This is a genomic window from Actinomyces succiniciruminis (genome assembly GCF_900002405.1).
Lineage (GTDB): Bacteria > Actinomycetota > Actinomycetes > Actinomycetales > Actinomycetaceae > Actinomyces > Actinomyces succiniciruminis.
The window spans coordinates 23,596-39,377 of sequence record NZ_LK995523.1 but is presented as its reverse complement, the minus strand read 5'-3'; the positions used below and the strand labels follow the sequence as shown (position 1 = coordinate 39,377).

Annotated in this window: 12 protein-coding genes and 1 pseudogene; 2 read left to right on the top strand and 11 right to left on the bottom strand. The window is 69.5% G+C overall.

Going from position 1 to position 15,782, the window contains the following annotated elements; genetic code table 11:
- Positions 1-820: 820 nt before the first annotated feature.
- The 10 genes from BN1056_RS09980 to BN1056_RS09935 form a co-directional block, all read right to left on the bottom strand.
- Positions 821-2,731: a BglG family transcription antiterminator gene (locus tag BN1056_RS09980; RefSeq protein WP_210580833.1), complete on the bottom strand. Its 1,911-nt coding sequence runs from the start codon at positions 2,729-2,731 to the stop codon at positions 821-823.
- 6 nt (positions 2,732-2,737) lie between these two features.
- Positions 2,738-3,379: a P-loop nucleotide/nucleoside kinase family protein gene (locus BN1056_RS09975; RefSeq protein ID WP_210580831.1), complete on the bottom strand. Its 642-nt coding sequence runs from the start codon at positions 3,377-3,379 to the stop codon at positions 2,738-2,740.
- A 23-nt stretch (positions 3,380-3,402) separates the two neighbouring features.
- Positions 3,403-4,248, bottom strand: a complete 846-nt coding sequence (locus BN1056_RS09970; RefSeq protein ID WP_210580829.1) for a class II fructose-bisphosphate aldolase — start codon at positions 4,246-4,248, stop codon at positions 3,403-3,405.
- A 74-nt stretch (positions 4,249-4,322) separates the two neighbouring features.
- Positions 4,323-4,760 carry a hypothetical protein gene (locus tag BN1056_RS09965; protein WP_210580827.1) on the bottom strand — a complete coding sequence of 146 codons (438 nt, stop codon included), beginning with the start codon at positions 4,758-4,760 and terminating at the stop codon, positions 4,323-4,325.
- 10 nt (positions 4,761-4,770) lie between these two features.
- Positions 4,771-6,063 (bottom strand): PTS sugar transporter subunit IIC, encoded by a 1,293-nt coding sequence (locus BN1056_RS09960; RefSeq protein WP_210580825.1) that lies wholly within the window; start codon positions 6,061-6,063, stop codon positions 4,771-4,773.
- Positions 6,060-6,368 carry a PTS sugar transporter subunit IIB gene (locus BN1056_RS09955; protein WP_210580824.1) on the bottom strand — a complete coding sequence of 103 codons (309 nt, stop codon included), beginning with the start codon at positions 6,366-6,368 and terminating at the stop codon, positions 6,060-6,062. The genes BN1056_RS09960 and BN1056_RS09955 overlap by 4 nt, the downstream gene beginning before the upstream one ends.
- A 60-nt stretch (positions 6,369-6,428) precedes the next feature.
- Positions 6,429-6,884: a PTS sugar transporter subunit IIA gene (locus tag BN1056_RS09950; protein WP_210580822.1), complete on the bottom strand. Its 456-nt coding sequence runs from the start codon at positions 6,882-6,884 to the stop codon at positions 6,429-6,431.
- Positions 6,885-7,098: 214 nt separating this feature from the next.
- Positions 7,099-7,923, bottom strand: a complete 825-nt coding sequence (locus tag BN1056_RS09945; protein ID WP_210580820.1) for an alpha/beta hydrolase family protein — start codon at positions 7,921-7,923, stop codon at positions 7,099-7,101.
- A gap of 199 nt (positions 7,924-8,122) precedes the next feature.
- On the bottom strand, positions 8,123-8,983 hold the full coding sequence (locus BN1056_RS09940) for a PspA/IM30 family protein (RefSeq protein ID WP_210580818.1): 861 nt from the start codon (positions 8,981-8,983) through the stop codon (positions 8,123-8,125).
- A gap of 292 nt (positions 8,984-9,275) precedes the next feature.
- Entirely contained in the window at positions 9,276-11,372 is a 2,097-nt protein-coding gene (locus tag BN1056_RS09935; RefSeq protein WP_244671642.1) for a TPM domain-containing protein, read from the bottom strand.
- Between the two features lie 337 nt (positions 11,373-11,709).
- Between BN1056_RS09935 and BN1056_RS09930 the strand changes: the two genes are divergently transcribed.
- A complete protein-coding gene (locus BN1056_RS09930; RefSeq protein ID WP_210580814.1) occupies positions 11,710-12,627 on the top strand; it encodes a type 1 glutamine amidotransferase in 918 nt (305 codons plus the stop codon).
- Here BN1056_RS09930 and BN1056_RS09925 read toward each other — a convergent pair.
- A complete protein-coding gene (locus BN1056_RS09925; protein ID WP_210580812.1) occupies positions 12,612-14,324 on the bottom strand; it encodes a DNA repair helicase XPB in 1,713 nt (570 codons plus the stop codon). The two genes, BN1056_RS09930 and BN1056_RS09925, sit on opposite strands and share 16 nt — an antisense overlap.
- A gap of 94 nt (positions 14,325-14,418) precedes the next feature.
- On the opposite strand from BN1056_RS09925, the pseudogene BN1056_RS14785 reads away from it, so the two are divergent.
- Positions 14,419-15,782 (top strand): annotated as a pseudogene (locus tag BN1056_RS14785) (helicase-associated domain-containing protein); the annotation flags it as partial.

The window sequence follows — 15,782 nt, the reverse complement described above, 5'->3', positions numbered from 1 at the left end:
TGTCCTGAGGCAGAACTGTCACCGATGTCCTGAGACATCACAGGTCGTGAATCGCACCCCAAGGTCGTAAATCGACATGACGGCCATCTCACGGAAGCACAGCCTGCCGAAGAACACGGGCCCCACCAACCCCGGGGGCACGAGGGGCCAGGCCCCCGTACCTGAAGCCCGGCCCACACCGACGGGCGCGGACCAGGCGGACTGCCGAGTGCGGCATCGGAGGGCTCTGGCACGTGGGCCGTCATGGTGCGGCGTCATGGGAGCCGGCGTCACGGGGGCGGACGGTTCGTGTGTTCCGGTGACGGTTCGTCAGATAGCACCAACGATTCGGCATGAACCACGACGGTACGTACACCTACCCCACGAACCGTCATCGGATGTGCCGAATCGTCGACCAGAGCGTACGAACCGTCGGGCGAAGGCACGAACCGTCGACCCGAACACACGAACCCTCACGCAAGCACCCGATCCGTCACGCACGATCCGCCGATATCCGCCGCGATTCACCGCTGTCCGCCGGGATTCACGGTGAACTATCCCATCCCCGCTCATCGCACCCGCCGGGGCACACACAAACCACCACCCAGACACCCCACCCACCACACTCACAAACACGAAGAGCCGGAAACGTCCGATGGTGCTCGCAGCTGTCACAGATTGCAGCAGTTTTACTGGGACAGGCCGGGAACTCGGTCGAGAGAAGCGCATGATTTCACGGATTTGCGCTTGGTGACTCGCGTCCGGGCAAGTAAAGTGCTGCAGTCTGTGACAGCTGGGCGATTATCGCCATGCCCCGCACGCGCGCGTGGCGTGGGCAGGGTTACAGCACGTCAAGCATGGTTGCGACGAAGGCGTCGTAGGAGTCGGCTGCGGCCAGGCGGGCGACCTTGGCGGGATCCACCAGCGCCTTGATCACCGCGTCGAACACATCTCCGAAGGCGTCGCGGCTGTCCGCGGACAGGCACAGCATGGCGATGAGTTTGACCGGCGTGCCGTCCCAGTCGACGGGCCGATCGGCCAGGCACACGGCAATCGCAGTGCGCGCCGCAGTCATCTCAATCGTGTGCGGAATCGCGGCACCGGAGGTGAAGGCCGTGGTGGACAACCGCTCCCGCTCCTTGACCTGATCCAGGAACTCCGGGCCGACGGCGCCGGCACGGGCGAGCAGACTCGCCGCACTTTCCAGTGCGGTATCGCGGTCCTGTCCGCCCGGGATCCGGGTGAACAACTCCGGCTCCATCACCGTAGTCAGCCAGGCGGCTGCCTTGAACCGCTTGTGGCCGGCCGCGATATCCGCCGTCATCTCTCGAATTCGTTCCAGGTCGGCGTCCGTCAGCAGCAACCCCGTGCGGATCACCGGCACATCGGGCGCGTTCGGCAACGGCACTGTGGTCACAATCAGGTCGGCGGCCAGGTCGGGCCCGACGTCGTCGACGTCCGTGATCACCCGGTCCACTCGCCCGGTTCCAGCCACCGCGATCTCCACGGCGTGCATTAGGGAGACGTGGACGTCGTAGTAGCGGGGAACGACGACGGCTACGGCGACCTCGTCGTCCTGCGCGTGCATGGAGAGCAGGCGGCCGCCCACGTGGAAGGCGATGAAGCCGATCTCGTCCTCACTGACTTGGATGCCGGTCTCCACTTGAATCTGCCGGGCGATGAACACCGCCAATTCGTGCACCAGCGGGTGGGTGTTCTTCACGGACTGCCCCACCGGGATGCGGGCGGAGTCATGGTGCGCCGCCCGCTGCACCAGGCTACGCACATGCATGGCGAGGAAGGCGATGAACCTGTCGTCCGCGAGGTCCACCAGGTAGTTCGCGTTGAGCTTCGCGACGATCCGGGTGACCATGGCCAGATAGTGCTCGTCGAGGAAGGCCCTGACCTCCGGGTTGGAAGTCTCCTCCGGATAGGCGGGGGCGGCCTTGGTCAGCAGCAGGAGCGCCAGGTAGGCGACCTCCCGTTCCGGAACCTGCACCCCGAATACTTTCGCCACGAGTTCGCTCACCGCGCGAGACACCGGGGCGAGCGCGTCGTCCGGGGGCAGCTGCGAATCGTGAACGGAGCGCCCATGCCGCACCCGGTCGACCATGATGGCGATGTGAGCGACTAGCTCGTCGGCGGTCCACTCGTTGATGGACAACTGAAAGTCGTCCAGCACTTCGCGCAGCTGCTTCTTGAAGCCCAGCAGTTCTGGCTCCCGAAGCCGGTGGGCGACTTCTGCGACGTCGATGAACTGGCGTCGGCGCACGGCGGCCCCGGTGAGGATGCGCCGCATGAGACGGCGCTGTGCCGCCTCCTCCCCCTTAAGCGACAGTCGCTCGTGGTCGCGTGTCAGACGCAGACCGAACTGGGCCACCAGCGGCCTGGCCTTGCCCAGGTCGGCCTCGATTGTGGAGTCGGAGACGTGCAGCTGCTCCGCCAGTTCGAACACGCTCACCGGCCCCTGGGCGGCGACCAATACGCGCAGGATATGTGCCAGCCGGGCCTCGGGACCATCATCCCGAGACCCGGCCGGCGCCGGCCGCATCCGTGCCCGTTCCAAGGCGCATGCGTCCAGGCGGTAACCTGAGTGCGACGCGGTGATGACCCGCCCGTAGCGCTCATTGGCGGCGGTCACGTAGTTGCGGATCGTGCGCGTGGATACCGCCAGCCGCGCCGCCAGCTCGCCGGAGGAGAACGGCCGTGGCTCCTCGGAGAGGATCTGCAGCAGATCCTCGAAACTCGTCATGACGGCTCAGCTCCGCGCGGCGATCCAGTCGAGGATCGCCTCGTGATCAACGGCGTCCAGATCCGTGGCATCCACCTCCAACAGCTCGCCGAGCCGGAAGGTGTCATAGCCGCGCGTGGTGCAGCGCCGGTAGAACTCCTCACGGCTCAGCAGACCGCCGGCCTTGCTGCGATCCGGGAGCGAGTCGCCGCGGTGGTACCGGTCGACGATGTGGCCCAGATGCCGCGAGGGATCCAGGTCCCGCCGCTGCTGCCGTTCAAACAGCACCTCCAGGTCGGCGGTCAGGCGGATTGTCAACGCGGTGGCGCCGTAGCGCTCGCACAGTGCCCGCAGCGTCGGCAGCTGCTTAATGCTGAACGGGTAGTCGGACAGCACCAGCGGACGTTTGGTGTCGTCACTCGTGTCGCCACTGTGAGCGTCACGGCTCAACGCGGCTTCAATCTCACCGAAGAAGATCTCCAGTGCCCTGCGGTCCAGGGCCTGCTTCTGCTCGGCGTTGTCGAATCCGTGCTCCTCCCACAGCTTCTCCTTGATGTCGTCGATGGACACCTGCGTGCAACCGGGGAAGCGTTCCCTTATGCGCGTGCACAAGTAGCTCTTACCGGTGCCGGGCAGGCCCGCGACCAGGACGAGGATTGCTCCACTCACCGTCGCCTCGCAGCTCGCCGGGGTCATTCGGGCCGACGCCCCATGAACAACGCGATCTTCTGGGCGACGATCTCACCGACGACGTCGTTGCAGGGCACGATGTTGTTGCGCAGCGAGCTGTTGACCTTGGTGGCCCCGAAGGTCTCCTGCGCCTTGCGGGTCCAGCCGACCAGCAGCTCGGTGCCGACGTTGAACTTGCGGATGCCCTTGGCGGTCAGTTCGGGGTAGTCCGCCTCGTCCACGCCGGTGCCGCCGTGCACCACCAGGGGCACGTCGACGGCGTCGTTGATGCGGCCGAGCAGGTCCAGGTCGATCTTGGTCTTCGACTTGAACTGGCCGTGGTTGGTGCCGATGCTGACGGCGAGCGCGTCGCAGTCGACCTCGGCAAGGAATTGCTGGGCCTCCTCCGGCTGGGTGTACTTGCCCTCCCGGTTGCGGATGCCCTCCTCGGTGCCCCCGATCGTGCCGATCTCCGCCTCCACGGAGACGCCGTGCTCATGGGCGAAGGCGACCACGCGGCGCGACTTGGCCACGTTCTCGGTGAAGGGCAGCTGGGAGCCGTCGAACATGACCGAGGAGTATCCGGCGGCGATGGCGTCGCGGATATCGGTCAGATCGGTGGCGTGGTCCAGGTGCAGGGCGACGTCGACGATCTCGTCCTCCGCCATGGCCCGGCACACCGCCACCAGATTCTTCATGCCCACGTAGCGGGCGGTGCCGGGAGAGGTCTGGATGATGATCGGGGAGCCCAGATCCCGGGCGGCGCGGATCATCGCCGGGACCATTTCTAAGTTGTGGGCATTGAAGGCGCCGACGGTGTATCCGACGCGCCGGGCTTCGGCGAGCATCGGGGTGATGGGGATATACATTTGGGTGTTTCCTTTTGGGGATTGAATGGGTGAACGATTGCTACGGGCGGTGCGCCCGGCAGAGGGGCGCTCGTCTAGAACTGCGAACGCATGACGCGCTTTGACAGCGCGGTCAGCTCGTCGAGCTTCACGGTCCACTGCTGGATGGCGGCGTCGTCGCGGGCCCTGGCGGCCTGCCTCAACTGGTCGTTGTAAAGCGTGAGCAGGCCGTTGTAGGCCGGGCCGAACTGCTCGCGAATCGCCATGGACGCCTCGTAGCTGTCGATGGCGGCGGTGGCGTCGCCCAGTTCCTGCTGGAGGCCGCCGAGCTCGTTGAGGAGCTTGATCCGCGCCTCGGGATCGGCCTGTTCCTCCAGTTGTACGGTTAGCGCGGCGGCGCGTTCGCGCAGGGCCTCCTGGTCGGAAGCGGTTTGCGCCGCTGGTGTCTCAACCGCGTCGCCCGTCTCGACGGCGTCGGCGGACGCCGTCGGCCGGTGCTCGGCCTGCTTCCGGTTTCTGCGGAATAGTCTCATCTCGCCGCCCTCAGAATGCGTTCATGATGGGGCGGACGATGTAGGCGAACAGCAGGCCGGCGGTTATGGTATCGACGTCGGTCGCGGACAGGTTGGGGAAGCCCAGGTTCATGAAGGTGGTCACCAGCAGTGCCGGCAGCAGCGTGATGAACAGGCCGTGCACCACGCCGCCGATGATGGCGCCGCGGCGCCCGCCCACGGTGTTGCCGAAGATGCCGGCGGTGCCGCCCGCGAAGAAGTTCGTCAGCATGCCGGGCACGATCACCGCGAAGCCGACGGCCGGAAGAGCCACCATGGCGATCAGGGTGCCGATCGTCGTGGTGATGAAGCCGATGACCACCGCATTGGGCGCGTAGGGGAACAGCACCGGGCAGTCCAGCGCGGGCTTGGAGTCGGGCACCAGCTTCATGGAGATGCCGCGGAAGGCGGGGACGATCTCGCCCAGCAGCAGCCGGACACCGGCCATCAGCACGTAGACGCCGACGACGAACTGGATGGACTGCAGGAAGGCGTACATCATGTAGTTCATGGTTCCGACCTGCTCGGCCACCGGCTCGGGTCCGGCGACCGCCGCGACGATGAGGAACAGCGGAGTCATGACCACGGCGAGGGACATGTAGGTGTCCTGCAGGAACTCCAGGGAGCGGGGGAGCTTGATGTCCTCCGTGGAGGGCTGCTTCTCGACGTTGCGCTTGCGCACCAGCCAGGCGACCCCCGCCTCAACGAGGTAACCGATGGTGCAGAAGTGTCCCAGCGCGATCGCGTCGTTGCCGGTGATGCGGCGCACGATGGGCTGGGCCAGGGCGGGCATGGCGACGCAGAAGAAGCCGCCCACCACGCTGGCGGCGAGAATGAGCCCGGCGCCGCGCAGTCCGGCGGCGTAGCCGAAGATGACGGTCATGGTGGACATCCACAGCAGGGCCTGGCCGGTGAGGAAGATGTACTTCCACGGCGTGAAGCGCGCCAGCAGGATGTTGACGACGAAGATGCCCAGGAACGCCAGCGCGATCTGCCCGCCCAGGCCCATGTTGTTGGTGGCGTAGCCGTTGACGGCCTCAATGCTCGGCACGATTCCGGTGGTGTGGAATGCCGCCTGGAACATCACGCCGAAGTAGGTCAGTGTGGTCACCAGTACGGCAGATCCCGCCGAGAGCACGTAGAAACCGAGAATGGTCTTGAACGTACCCATGACGACGGCGCCGACACCCTTTTTCTGCAGGATGAGGCCGAGCATGGCGATCAAGCCGATGATGATCCCGGCCTGGGTGAGGACGTTGTTGATGATCCAGTTGATTACGGTCATGCTCGGGCCTCCTTCTCCTGCACGATCGGGAGGAGCTTCTCGGCGATCTCGGTCTTGTCAACGATGTTCTTGAGGAATACGAATGAGATGCCGGGGTCGAGCTCGTACTTCTCGATCGTGGGCTTGAAGTTCTCCGCGGAGACGATGATGTCCGCGCGCACGCCCGGGATTCCAGAAATGGCCTCGTGTCCGAGGTTGGCGCGAATGCCTGCTTCGGCGAGTACCTCTTCCGCCTCCATCTGGCAGGCCAGGCTGCTGCCGAGTCCGGCACCGCAGATGAAGTAGATATCGAGTGGTCTGGTCATGGGATACTCCTTCGTGTCGTGACCTTGCCGTTTGAAATGGGGTGGGTGCCCCAGCTCGGGTCAGTCCTCCTGCCGGAGGATTCGCTGAAATTCATCGACGGTTTTCGCCGCGATGAGCCGTTCCTGCTTCGGGCGGTCGCCGGCGATAGCGACGAATTCTCGGAGCGCTTTGAGGTGGGAGTCGTCGTCGACGGCCGCCAGGCAGAAGACGATGTCGACGGGGTCGTTCTCCGGGTGATTGAAGTTGACGGGGTCCGCCAAGGTCATGACGCTCATGGCCTGACGCACCACTCCCGCCTCGGGCCGGGCGTGAGCGAGGACCAGGTGTGGCGAGAGCACGATGTACGGGCCGAACCGGTCAACTGCGTCGATCATTGAGTCGATGTACGCGGTGGTGATTGCACCGTCCGCGAGAAGCGGCTGGGCGACGGCGGCAATCGCCTGTTGCCAGGTCGCCACGTGCTTGTGGATGATCACGTGATCATCGGTGATCAGGTCGGTCAGTGCTGTGCTCATGCGTTTGGTCCTCCGTGCGCACGAGTATCGGAGCCGGCGGTGTGAGCTGGCCAACAGAAGTTTTTCCGCCTGCGGGTGCCTTGGCGGAAAAAGTGGGCGGGGGGGCGACGCGCCTGGTGGGTGCGCCTCGTGGATCCGACCGACTCGGGCAGGTAACCCCTGCCGACCTCGGCGAAGGCAGGGGAGGGCCCGCGTGGGGCTGCGAGTGTGGAAGTCAGCTCAAACGGCGGGTGACCCACTCGGTGCTCAGCCGGGCGACCTCACGGGCGGCGTCCTCGCCGTCGGCCTGCACCTGGTACAGGCGGCTGCCCTCCGGCAGGAGCGGGAAGGCCTCGGTGGCCGCCTCCGCCGTGTCCGGGAACTCCTCGGTCAGTGCGCCGTGCAGCATGAGGATGGGCCAGGGCAGATCCGCCATGGTCTTCTCCGGCGTCTGCAGGGAGACGTCGGCGAGCGTCTCCTTGCTCAGCACGTCCCACTCGCGCGAGTTCGGGTTGTCGTCGGGCAGGCGGGTCAGGCCGTGCCGGTCGAGTTCGTCGAGCTGCTCGGGGGAGAAGACGTTCTCCCACAGGATGGACTGCGGGCCGACGACGGCCCCGACGACGACGGCGGTGCGCACCTGCGCGGGACGGGCCAGCAGGGCGGCCGTGGCGCCGAAGCCGTTGGCGTGGATGGCCTGGCGGACGTAGCCGCGGTTGGCGAGCCAGGCGGACACGGCCTGCAGGTCCTCGATCTCGCCGGCCAGGGTGATCACGTCGTCGTCGGACTCACCCAGGCCGGAGAAGTCGAACTGGAGCGTGGCCAGGCCGGCGCGCCGGTACTGCTCGGCAAGTGCGTCCAGCCGATGGTCCAGGCCGTGGCGGTCGGTGAGGAAGTCGTGGGCGAGGATGACGACGCCTTCTTCGCGCGGCGGAACGGGACGTCCGGAATTGATGGCTTCTTCGTCGAAGGCATCGGGGTCGAAGGGGGCGGCGCCGTCGGGCAGGTGCATCGTCGCGGCGAGATTGATGCCGCGGGCGGTGTCGATGCGCAGATTCGGCATAGGGCAAAACTAAGGCACGGCCCGACGCAAGTCACGAGCATGGAGCGCTTCGCAGGAGCGATTGCGCTGGCAGCGTGACCATGGCGACCCGGCGTCAGCTGCAGCCGGGTGACCGATGCCGCGTCGGCGCCCGCCCACGGATGGGACGGGCGCCGACGTGCGAGCCGGTAGGCGGTCAGACGGCCTCGCCGGCACGGGCTCAGTACGAGGAGGCGTCGTCGTCGGTCTCGGCGTCCTGCGCGTCCTCTGCGCCCTGCGCGCTCTCGGCCTTGAGCGCCTCGAAGGCGGCGTCGACATCCCCGTCGGTGATCTGCGGGGGGGCGGAGGCGCCGGGCAGGGCGGCGTTGCCGCCGGCCTTGAGGGCCGCCAGACGCGCCTCGGCCTCCAACTGCTGGTCGGAGGACTCCAGCTCGGCGAACTGTGCCTCCAGCGAGGCCCCCGCGATCTCCATCTGACCGGCGGCCTGCGCCTCGACGCGGCGCACCTGGTCCTCGTAGCGGGACAGCTCGCTGGTGGGGTCCATGATGTTGATGGAGCGGATGGCGCCCTGCACCTTTACCTGGGCCTCGGCGTTCTTCTGCCGGGCGACCAGCTGGTCGCGCTTGGTCTGCAGCTCACCGAGCTTGGCCTCCATCTGCTGCAGACCGGTCTTGAGCTGGTCGACGACCTGCTGCTGGGAGGCGATCATCGGCTCGGCCTGCTTGGCCTCGTTCTCAGCAGCGATCTGCTTGGTCAGCGCGATCTTCGCCAGGGAGTCCCACTTGTCGGCCCCGGCGGCGTCCCCGCCGGCACGCAGCTCATCGGCCTTGCGGGAGGCGGCCAGCGCCTTGTTGCCCCAGTCCTTGGCCTCGGCGACGTCCGCGTCGTGGTCCTTCTCCGCCAACCGCAGGTTGCCGATCGTCTGGGCGACGGCGTCGCGCGCCTCGGCGATGGAGGCCCGGTAGTCGCGCACCAGCTGGTCGAGCATCTTCTCCGGGTCCTCGGCGCGATCGATGAGGGCGTTGATGTTGGCGCGGGTGAGCTGGGCGATGCGCCCCAGGATCGACTGCTTCTCAGCCATGTGGTTTCCCTTCGTCGTGCTCGCCCGACGGGCGGGGAGCGAATGGTATGGATATGGATGCCCTTGCGGACTGTATGTGCCCACTTTGTGAACGGGCTGTGCCATAGGCGCGGCGGCCGCGGTGCGGGCCTGCCGGCGCCGTCACCGGGACATACTCCCAGGAAAGCTCGCCCGATGGCCGGATAATCACCGGTTTTGTCGGCGACGATTCCCCATCCGGTCTGTCTGTGGTCCGCCCACGGTGGGGTGCACCGGCGTGCGGCGTAGCCCCGAGGCGACGCGACCAGCTGATTCAGAAACGGCCGCCGCCGCCACCGAAGCCGCCCCCGCGACCGCCGCCGAAGCCGCCGCCTCCGCCACCGAAGCCGCCCCCGCGGTGGCCGCCGCCGAAGGATCCTCCCCGCGGGCCACCGAAGCCGCCACCCCGTGGTGGCTGTGGCGGGCGCGGGCCGCCGCCCCAGCCGCCGTAGTTCCGGTTGCCGCCCAGGAGGATGCCGCCGAGCACGAGTGAACCCAGGTCGATGCCGCCAGAGCTGGAGGAAGCGCCCGATCCGGAGCCCCAGGAGCCGGATCGGCGCACGTCGGCCTCCGCCTGCGCCTGCGCCTGTGCCACCAGCGATTCCCCGGAGGTGACCTCGGCCAGGGCCGCCGTCGGGTCGGTGTTCTGCAGGGAGGTGGCGGCCGCCGCGTGCCGGGAGGCCTCCGCCAGGGCGGTGCGTGCGGGGGAGCCGACGGCGCCGCGATAGCTGGTGATGTAGGAGGTCACCGCGGAGATCTGTGAGTTGAGCCGCCCCAGGCGAGAGACCAGGGAGGCGCGGGCACGCGAGTCGTTCTCCTCCTGCTGGCGTGCCGGCGCCAGGGCGGCGTCGAGCGCCGACTCGGCTCGGGCCAGGTGGTCAAGTGCGGCCAGCGGGTCGCCGTCGGGATTCGAAGCGGCGCGGCCCTCGGCCACGGCCGCCTCGGCGTCGGCCACCAGCGGCTGCAACGACGCCGCGGGCACCTGCCCCGCCAGCCGCTGGGCATCCACCAGGTCGGCAGAGATCGAGGCGATCGCCGCCTCCAAGTCGGCGTCGGCCCGCTCCAGCCGCTCGCGCACGCCGCTCACCTGCCCGGCCAGCTCGCCCGCCTGGGCGATTGAGGCCTGGGCGATGCGCACCTGCTCGACGGCGGTGGACTGATTGCCGGCGTCCATGCTGGCCCGGGCCTGGTCCAGCGCAGCCCGGCCCGCCTCTACCAGTTTGTGGGCGCGCGCGGGCGCCTCCGAGATGGAGGTGAGTGCGCTGTCGGGGTAGGTGGCGTGGAGGGTGACCAGCAGCGTGTCGGCCGCGGTAATGGCCTGCTCGGCCTCGTCGGCGCGCTGGGCGGTCTCGGTGATGGAGCGCGGCAGGTTCTCCTCGATGCCGCGCCGTTCCTTGAAGGCCGCCTCCTGCGCCTGGATGGCGGCGGTGGCCTCGTTGCAGCGGGACAGAATCTCCTGGCAGAGCTGCCGCTGGCGGGTCTCATCCCCGGTGGCGTCATCCAGCTGGCCGCGCAGCTCGAAGGCCAGCGCCACCTGCTCCTGGGCGGCGGTCAGGGCGGCGGTGAAGTCATCGGTGGCGGACAGTCCGAACTGGGCCTGCGCGTAGGACAGCTCCTCGGCCGCGGAGCGCACGGCGTCGTCGGTGCTGACCAGGGTGGCGCCGGCGCGGGTGCGCAACGCCTCCAGGGGTTCGGCGGGCTGGACGGCCTTGCCGGTGCCGCTCTTCCGCTTGCGGCTGCGATTGTAGGCGGCGATGCCGATAGTGCCCGCCGAGACGGCGCCGAGGCCCAGGACCAGGGCGGTGCCCGAGCCGCCCGAGCCGGAGCCGGCGGCGTCCGCGATGGCGGTAACCGCGGCGTCGTAGTCGCCGTTCCTCAGGGCTTGTTGGATGTCGCCGCGTACGGAGTCGAGTTTGGAGTCGGACCAGACGGAGTCGTAGGCGGAGCCGCCGAAGGCGAAGCTGTTGGCGCCGTCGGCGGGCAGGTTGATCACCAGCAGCAGGTCGGTGGTGTCGAACCCGGAGGCCTCCCAGGCCTTGGCGGCGTACTGCTCGGCGGTCTGGGACTCATCACTCATGGTGACGATCCACAGGCCGATGCCGTCCTCGGCCAGCTTGTCTACGGCCGCCTGCGCCGCGTCGTCGTCGAGGACGCCGGCGTCGTCCGTGACGTGGTCGGCAATGCGGGTTGACACCTCGGCCGGTGCTACCGCGGTGTTTGCGGCACCACCGGTGTCACCGGAGGCCGCGGCGAAGGCATGCGGCCCGGCATATGGAGCGGCGATCGCCGTCGCCGTGGTTCCGGCTGCGCCGGCGAGCAGCACGGCGCCGAGTACGAGCCGGACGGCGCGGTGTGCCGCGGGCGTGCGCAAGGAGGCCGCGGGCCTGCGGGTCCTGCAAGAACGATAGGTGCCGGCGGAGGCAGTGGCGCCCGTGGACGGGCGGTCATTTGATCGCATCGGGGACATCGTCCCCGCTTGCAGGCGCGGCGGCAAGCGGTTTCGCCCCCGGCACGCCATACCGACTGACCTCAGCACGTAACAACAGCCGACCTCGGCACGTAAGATCAGCCGACCTCGGCACGTAAGATCAGCCGACCTCGGTGATTGGGCGGGGCGGGGCGGGGTGGGGAGTGCGACCGTGCGTCTTCCGGCTCACAGCTGCGACGTCGGGCTTGCGCGGACCGTGCTCGCGGCTTCAATTGTCCCCATGACCGACGCCACCGTCCCTGCCGACGCCGCGGCTCTAGCCGCCGCCCCCACGTCCACCGCCCCGATCGTCACGGTGATCGAGCCCGAGCCGCAGGCGCCCATCGGCCGCCTGCGCGAATGGCTGGCCGCGGAAGGCCTCACCGTGCGCATGGTGCGCCCCGAGGCCGGAGACCCCCTGCCGGCACTGGAGGAACTCGGGGACGCCCTGGTGGTGCTCGGCGGCCCCATGAGCGCCCACGCCGAGGCCGACCACCCCTGGATCACCCCGTTGCGTGACCTCCTGCACGGCGTCGTCGAGACGCGGGTGCCCGCCGTCGCCATCTGCCTCGGCGCCCAGATCGCCGCCGAAGCGATCGGCGGCACCACCGCCGCGCCCTCTCCCTACGGAACCGAGCGCGGCGTCGTCGACCTGGAGCTGACGGATGCGGCCGCCGCCGACCCCCTCTTCTCCGAGATCGTCGACGAGGCCGTCCGCGCGGCCGTGCGCGCAGGCATCTCCACTCACGACGGCACCCGGCTGCCGGTGCTCGTCTCCCACGATGACGGCGTCGTGAGCCTGCCCGCGACGGCCACACTGCTGGCGTCCTCCGCGGGCGCGCCGGTGCAGGCCTGGCGCGCCGGCCGCCTCCTGGCGCTCCAGCACCACCCGGAGTCCACGCCGGTGCGGATGGAGCGGGTGGAGTCGCGCATAACCGCGTGGAAGCTGGGCGCGGTTGCCGACGTGGAGGAGCTTAAACATCTCTCCGACGTCGATCTTCCTGCCGAGGCGCTGGCCGCCGGGCGACGCGTGCGCGCCGACGCGGAGCGGGCCGAGCCCGTGGTCCAGGCATTCGGGCGTGCGCTCGCCCGCGTGCTGGCGCGGCAGGCCCGCGCCCGGCGTGCCCACCGCGCCGGCGGCCGCTACTTGGAGGCCTGAAGCCCCTCCAGGTCCTCGGCGTCGACCACCTCGTAGGCGTAGCCCTGTTCTGCCAGGAAGCGCTGCCGGTGCGCGGCGAACTCCTGGTCCACCGTGTCGCGGGCGACCACCGTGTAGAAGTGTGCCTGCCGCCCGTCGTCCTTGGGGCGCACGATCCGTCCCAGCCGCTGCGCCTCCTCCTGCCGCGAGCCGAAGGAGCCGGACACCTGCACGGCCACCGAGGCGCCGGGCAGGTCGATGGAGAAGTTGGCGACCTTGGAGACCACCAGTGTGCTCACCTCCCCGGAGCGGAAGGCCTCATACAGGCGCTGGCGCTCACGCACCGTCGTCGCTCCGGTGATCAGCGGCGCCCCCAGGTGCTCGGCCAGCTCCTCCAGTTGGTCCACGTACTGGCCGATCACCAGCGCCGACTCCCCGGGGTGCCGGGCCAGCAGGGAGTCCACGATGCGCAGCTTCGCCGGCGTGGAGGCGGCCAGCCGGTAGCGCTCGTCGGCCTCGGCGGTGGCATAGGCCATCCGCTCCCCGGCGTCCAGGGTGAGTCGCACCTCCGTGCACACGGCCGGGGCGATCCACCCCTGGTGCTCCAGGTCCTTCCACGGGGCGTCGTAGCGCTTGGGGCCGATGAGCGAGAACACCTCGTCCTCCCGCCCGTCCTCACGCACCAGCGTGGCGGTCAGCCCCAGCCGACGGCGGGCCTGCAGGTCCGCCGTCATGCGGAAGATCGGGGCGGGCAGCAGATGGACCTCGTCGTAGACGATCAGCCCCCAGTCGCGGGCGTCCAACAGATCCAGGTGCGGGTAGACGCCCTTCCGCCTGGTGGTCAGCACCTGGTAGGTGGCGATCGTGACCGGCCGGATCTCCTTGCGTGAGCCCGAGTATTCGCCGATCTCGTCCTCGGTAAGGGAGGTGAAGCGCAGCAGTTCCTGCTTCCACTGCCGCGCCGAAACGGCGTTAGTCACCAGGATCAGGGTGGTGGTGGAGGAGCGGGCCATGGCGGCCGCCCCCACCAGGGTCTTGCCGGCCCCGCACGGCAGTACGACGACGCCGGAGCCTCCCGCCCAGAAGGCGTCCACCGCCTGGGCCTGGTAGGGGCGCAGCGCGAAGGCGCCCTCGACCCCCGCGGCCACATCCGCCGCCGAGTCCCGCAGCGCGATCGGGTGCGCCTCGCCGTCGACATAGCCGGCCAGGTCCTCGGCCGGCCAACCCAGCTTGATCAGCTCCTGCTTGAGGTGCCCGCGCTCGGAGGGGTGCACCACCACGTCCGCATCGCCCAGGCGCGTACCCAGCAGTCCCTTGGTGCGCTTGGAGCGCATCACCTCCGCCAGGACGGGGGCGTCGGTGGCGTGCAGTACCAGCCCGTGCGCCGGGTCGGTCACCAGCTGCAGCCGGCCGTAGCGCCCCATGGTCTCGGCGATCTCGGTCAGCAGGGCGTGCGGCACCGGGAAGCGCGAGTAGGTGATGAGCACGTGGACCACCGTCTCCGCATCCAGGCCGGCGGCGCGCGCATTCCACAGGGCCAGCGGCGTGATCCGGTAGGTGTGAATGTGTTCGGGGGCGCGCTCGAGCTCGGCGAAGGGCGCGATGGCGCGGCGGGCGTCGGGGGCGTCGGGGTGGGCGACCTCCAGCAGGACGGTCTTGTCACTCTGGACGATCAGGGGGCCGTCGGGCAGGGTGGGGGAGTAGCCGGAATCTGACATGGGCGGGAGTATCGCAGCCGTGGACCGCCGCCCGCCGTGACCCAGGCTACGCCTTCACCGCCAGCGGAGCGGCGCCTGCGGTAGATTTACGCGGATGAGCACCCAGCATCCGGGCACCGGGCGGCCTGAGCCCGCACCTGGCACCACCGTCGAACAGCTGGCCGCGCACCTGACGGCCCTGCCCGACCGCGACGTCGCCGCGCTTCTACTCGCACGCCCCGACCTGGTCGCTCCACCCTCCGCCTCTTTCACCGCCCTGGCCGTGCGCGCCGGCGCCCGCACCAGCGTGGACGCCGCCCTGCGCGACCTGGATGCCGTCACCGTTGCCGTCGCCGAGGCCACCGTCGCCCTGCGCTCCGTAGACCCCGCCACCCTGGCGCCCTCCCTGGGGCTCAGCGCCGACGACGTCGCCGGCCGCCTGGGCGTGCTTACCCGCCTGGCGTTGGTCATTGACACCGGCCCCGTCCCTGGGCTGGTCGACACCTTCGGTCCCCACCCCTTCGGACTCGGCCCCGCCGCCGCCGACCCGCCCGCCGCCGAGCAGCTCCCACCCCCGCTGTCCACCCTGGAACAGGCCGCCGAGCCCGTCCCCGGCATTGGCGTGCTGAAGGCGTTGACCTGGGGTCCCCCGGTCGGCACCCTCAGCCCCGGCCGCAGCTCCGCCGGCACGGCCGAGCTGGTCGAGCGCGGCTGGCTCGAACGCACCGCGGACGCCGCCGGACGCACGCGCTTCGTCCTGCCGCGCGAGGTCGGCCTCGCCCTGCGCGGTGGCCGCCTGACCCGTGAGCCGCTCGCGCCCCCTGCCACCGACACCCTGGAGGTGTTGTCCGCAGATGCGGTCGCCTCCGAGTCGGTCAGTCACGCGGAGGAGATGGTGCGCCTGACCCGCGAGCTGCTGACCGAATGGGGGCGCGAGGGCGGCCAGATTCTGCGCACCGGTGGAGTGGGCGTGCGGGCACTGGACCGAACCGCCGCCGCCCTCGGCCTGGAGCGCGCCGTGGCCGCCAGCGTCATAGAACTCGCCGCCGGTGCCGAACTCCTCGGCCTGGACGAGTCCGGCGCCGCGTGGGTGCCCGCGGACACGGTCCCCGCCTGGCTGGACGCCGAACTACCCGAGCAGTGGGCTGCGCTCGCCGCCGCCTGGGCCGGCTCGGCCCGCACCCCCTGGCTGGTCGGCACCCGCGCCGACGACGGCGCTCTGCGGCCCGTCCTGGGCGCCGACGTCGAGGCCGCCTGGGCGGGCCGGCTGCGCCGTCGCATCCTCGCCCTGCTCGACTCCCTACCCACCGGAACCTCCGTCGACGCCGACTGGGTGCACTCCGCCCTCACCTTCGCCCGGCCGCGCCGGCCCCTGCCCGAGGGCGCGGTGGCCGCCGTGCTCGCCGAGGCCCAGCTGCTCGGTCTGACCGGCGGTGGTGCCCTCAGCCGCGCCGGAAGGGTTCTGGCAGCCTGCCTGCG

Bases quoted from the DNA above. Each gene is read 5' to 3' on its own strand.
- BN1056_RS09980 (WP_210580833.1), bottom strand. From the start codon at position 2,731: ATGACGAGTTTCGAGGATCTGCTGCAGATCCTCTCCGAGGAGCCACGG.
- BN1056_RS09970 (WP_210580829.1), bottom strand. From the start codon at position 4,248: ATGTATATCCCCATCACCCCGATGCTCGCCGAAGCCCGGCGCGTCGGA.
- BN1056_RS09965 (WP_210580827.1), bottom strand. From the start codon at position 4,760: ATGAGACTATTCCGCAGAAACCGGAAGCAGGCCGAGCACCGGCCGACG.
- BN1056_RS09960 (WP_210580825.1), bottom strand. From the start codon at position 6,063: ATGACCGTAATCAACTGGATCATCAACAACGTCCTCACCCAGGCCGGG.
- BN1056_RS09955 (WP_210580824.1), bottom strand. From the start codon at position 6,368: ATGACCAGACCACTCGATATCTACTTCATCTGCGGTGCCGGACTCGGC.
- BN1056_RS09950 (WP_210580822.1), bottom strand. From the start codon at position 6,884: ATGAGCACAGCACTGACCGACCTGATCACCGATGATCACGTGATCATC.
- BN1056_RS09945 (WP_210580820.1), bottom strand. From the start codon at position 7,923: ATGCCGAATCTGCGCATCGACACCGCCCGCGGCATCAATCTCGCCGCG.
- BN1056_RS09940 (WP_210580818.1), bottom strand. From the start codon at position 8,983: ATGGCTGAGAAGCAGTCGATCCTGGGGCGCATCGCCCAGCTCACCCGC.
- BN1056_RS09930 (WP_210580814.1), top strand. From the start codon at position 11,710: ATGACCGACGCCACCGTCCCTGCCGACGCCGCGGCTCTAGCCGCCGCC.
- BN1056_RS09925 (WP_210580812.1), bottom strand. From the start codon at position 14,324: ATGTCAGATTCCGGCTACTCCCCCACCCTGCCCGACGGCCCCCTGATC.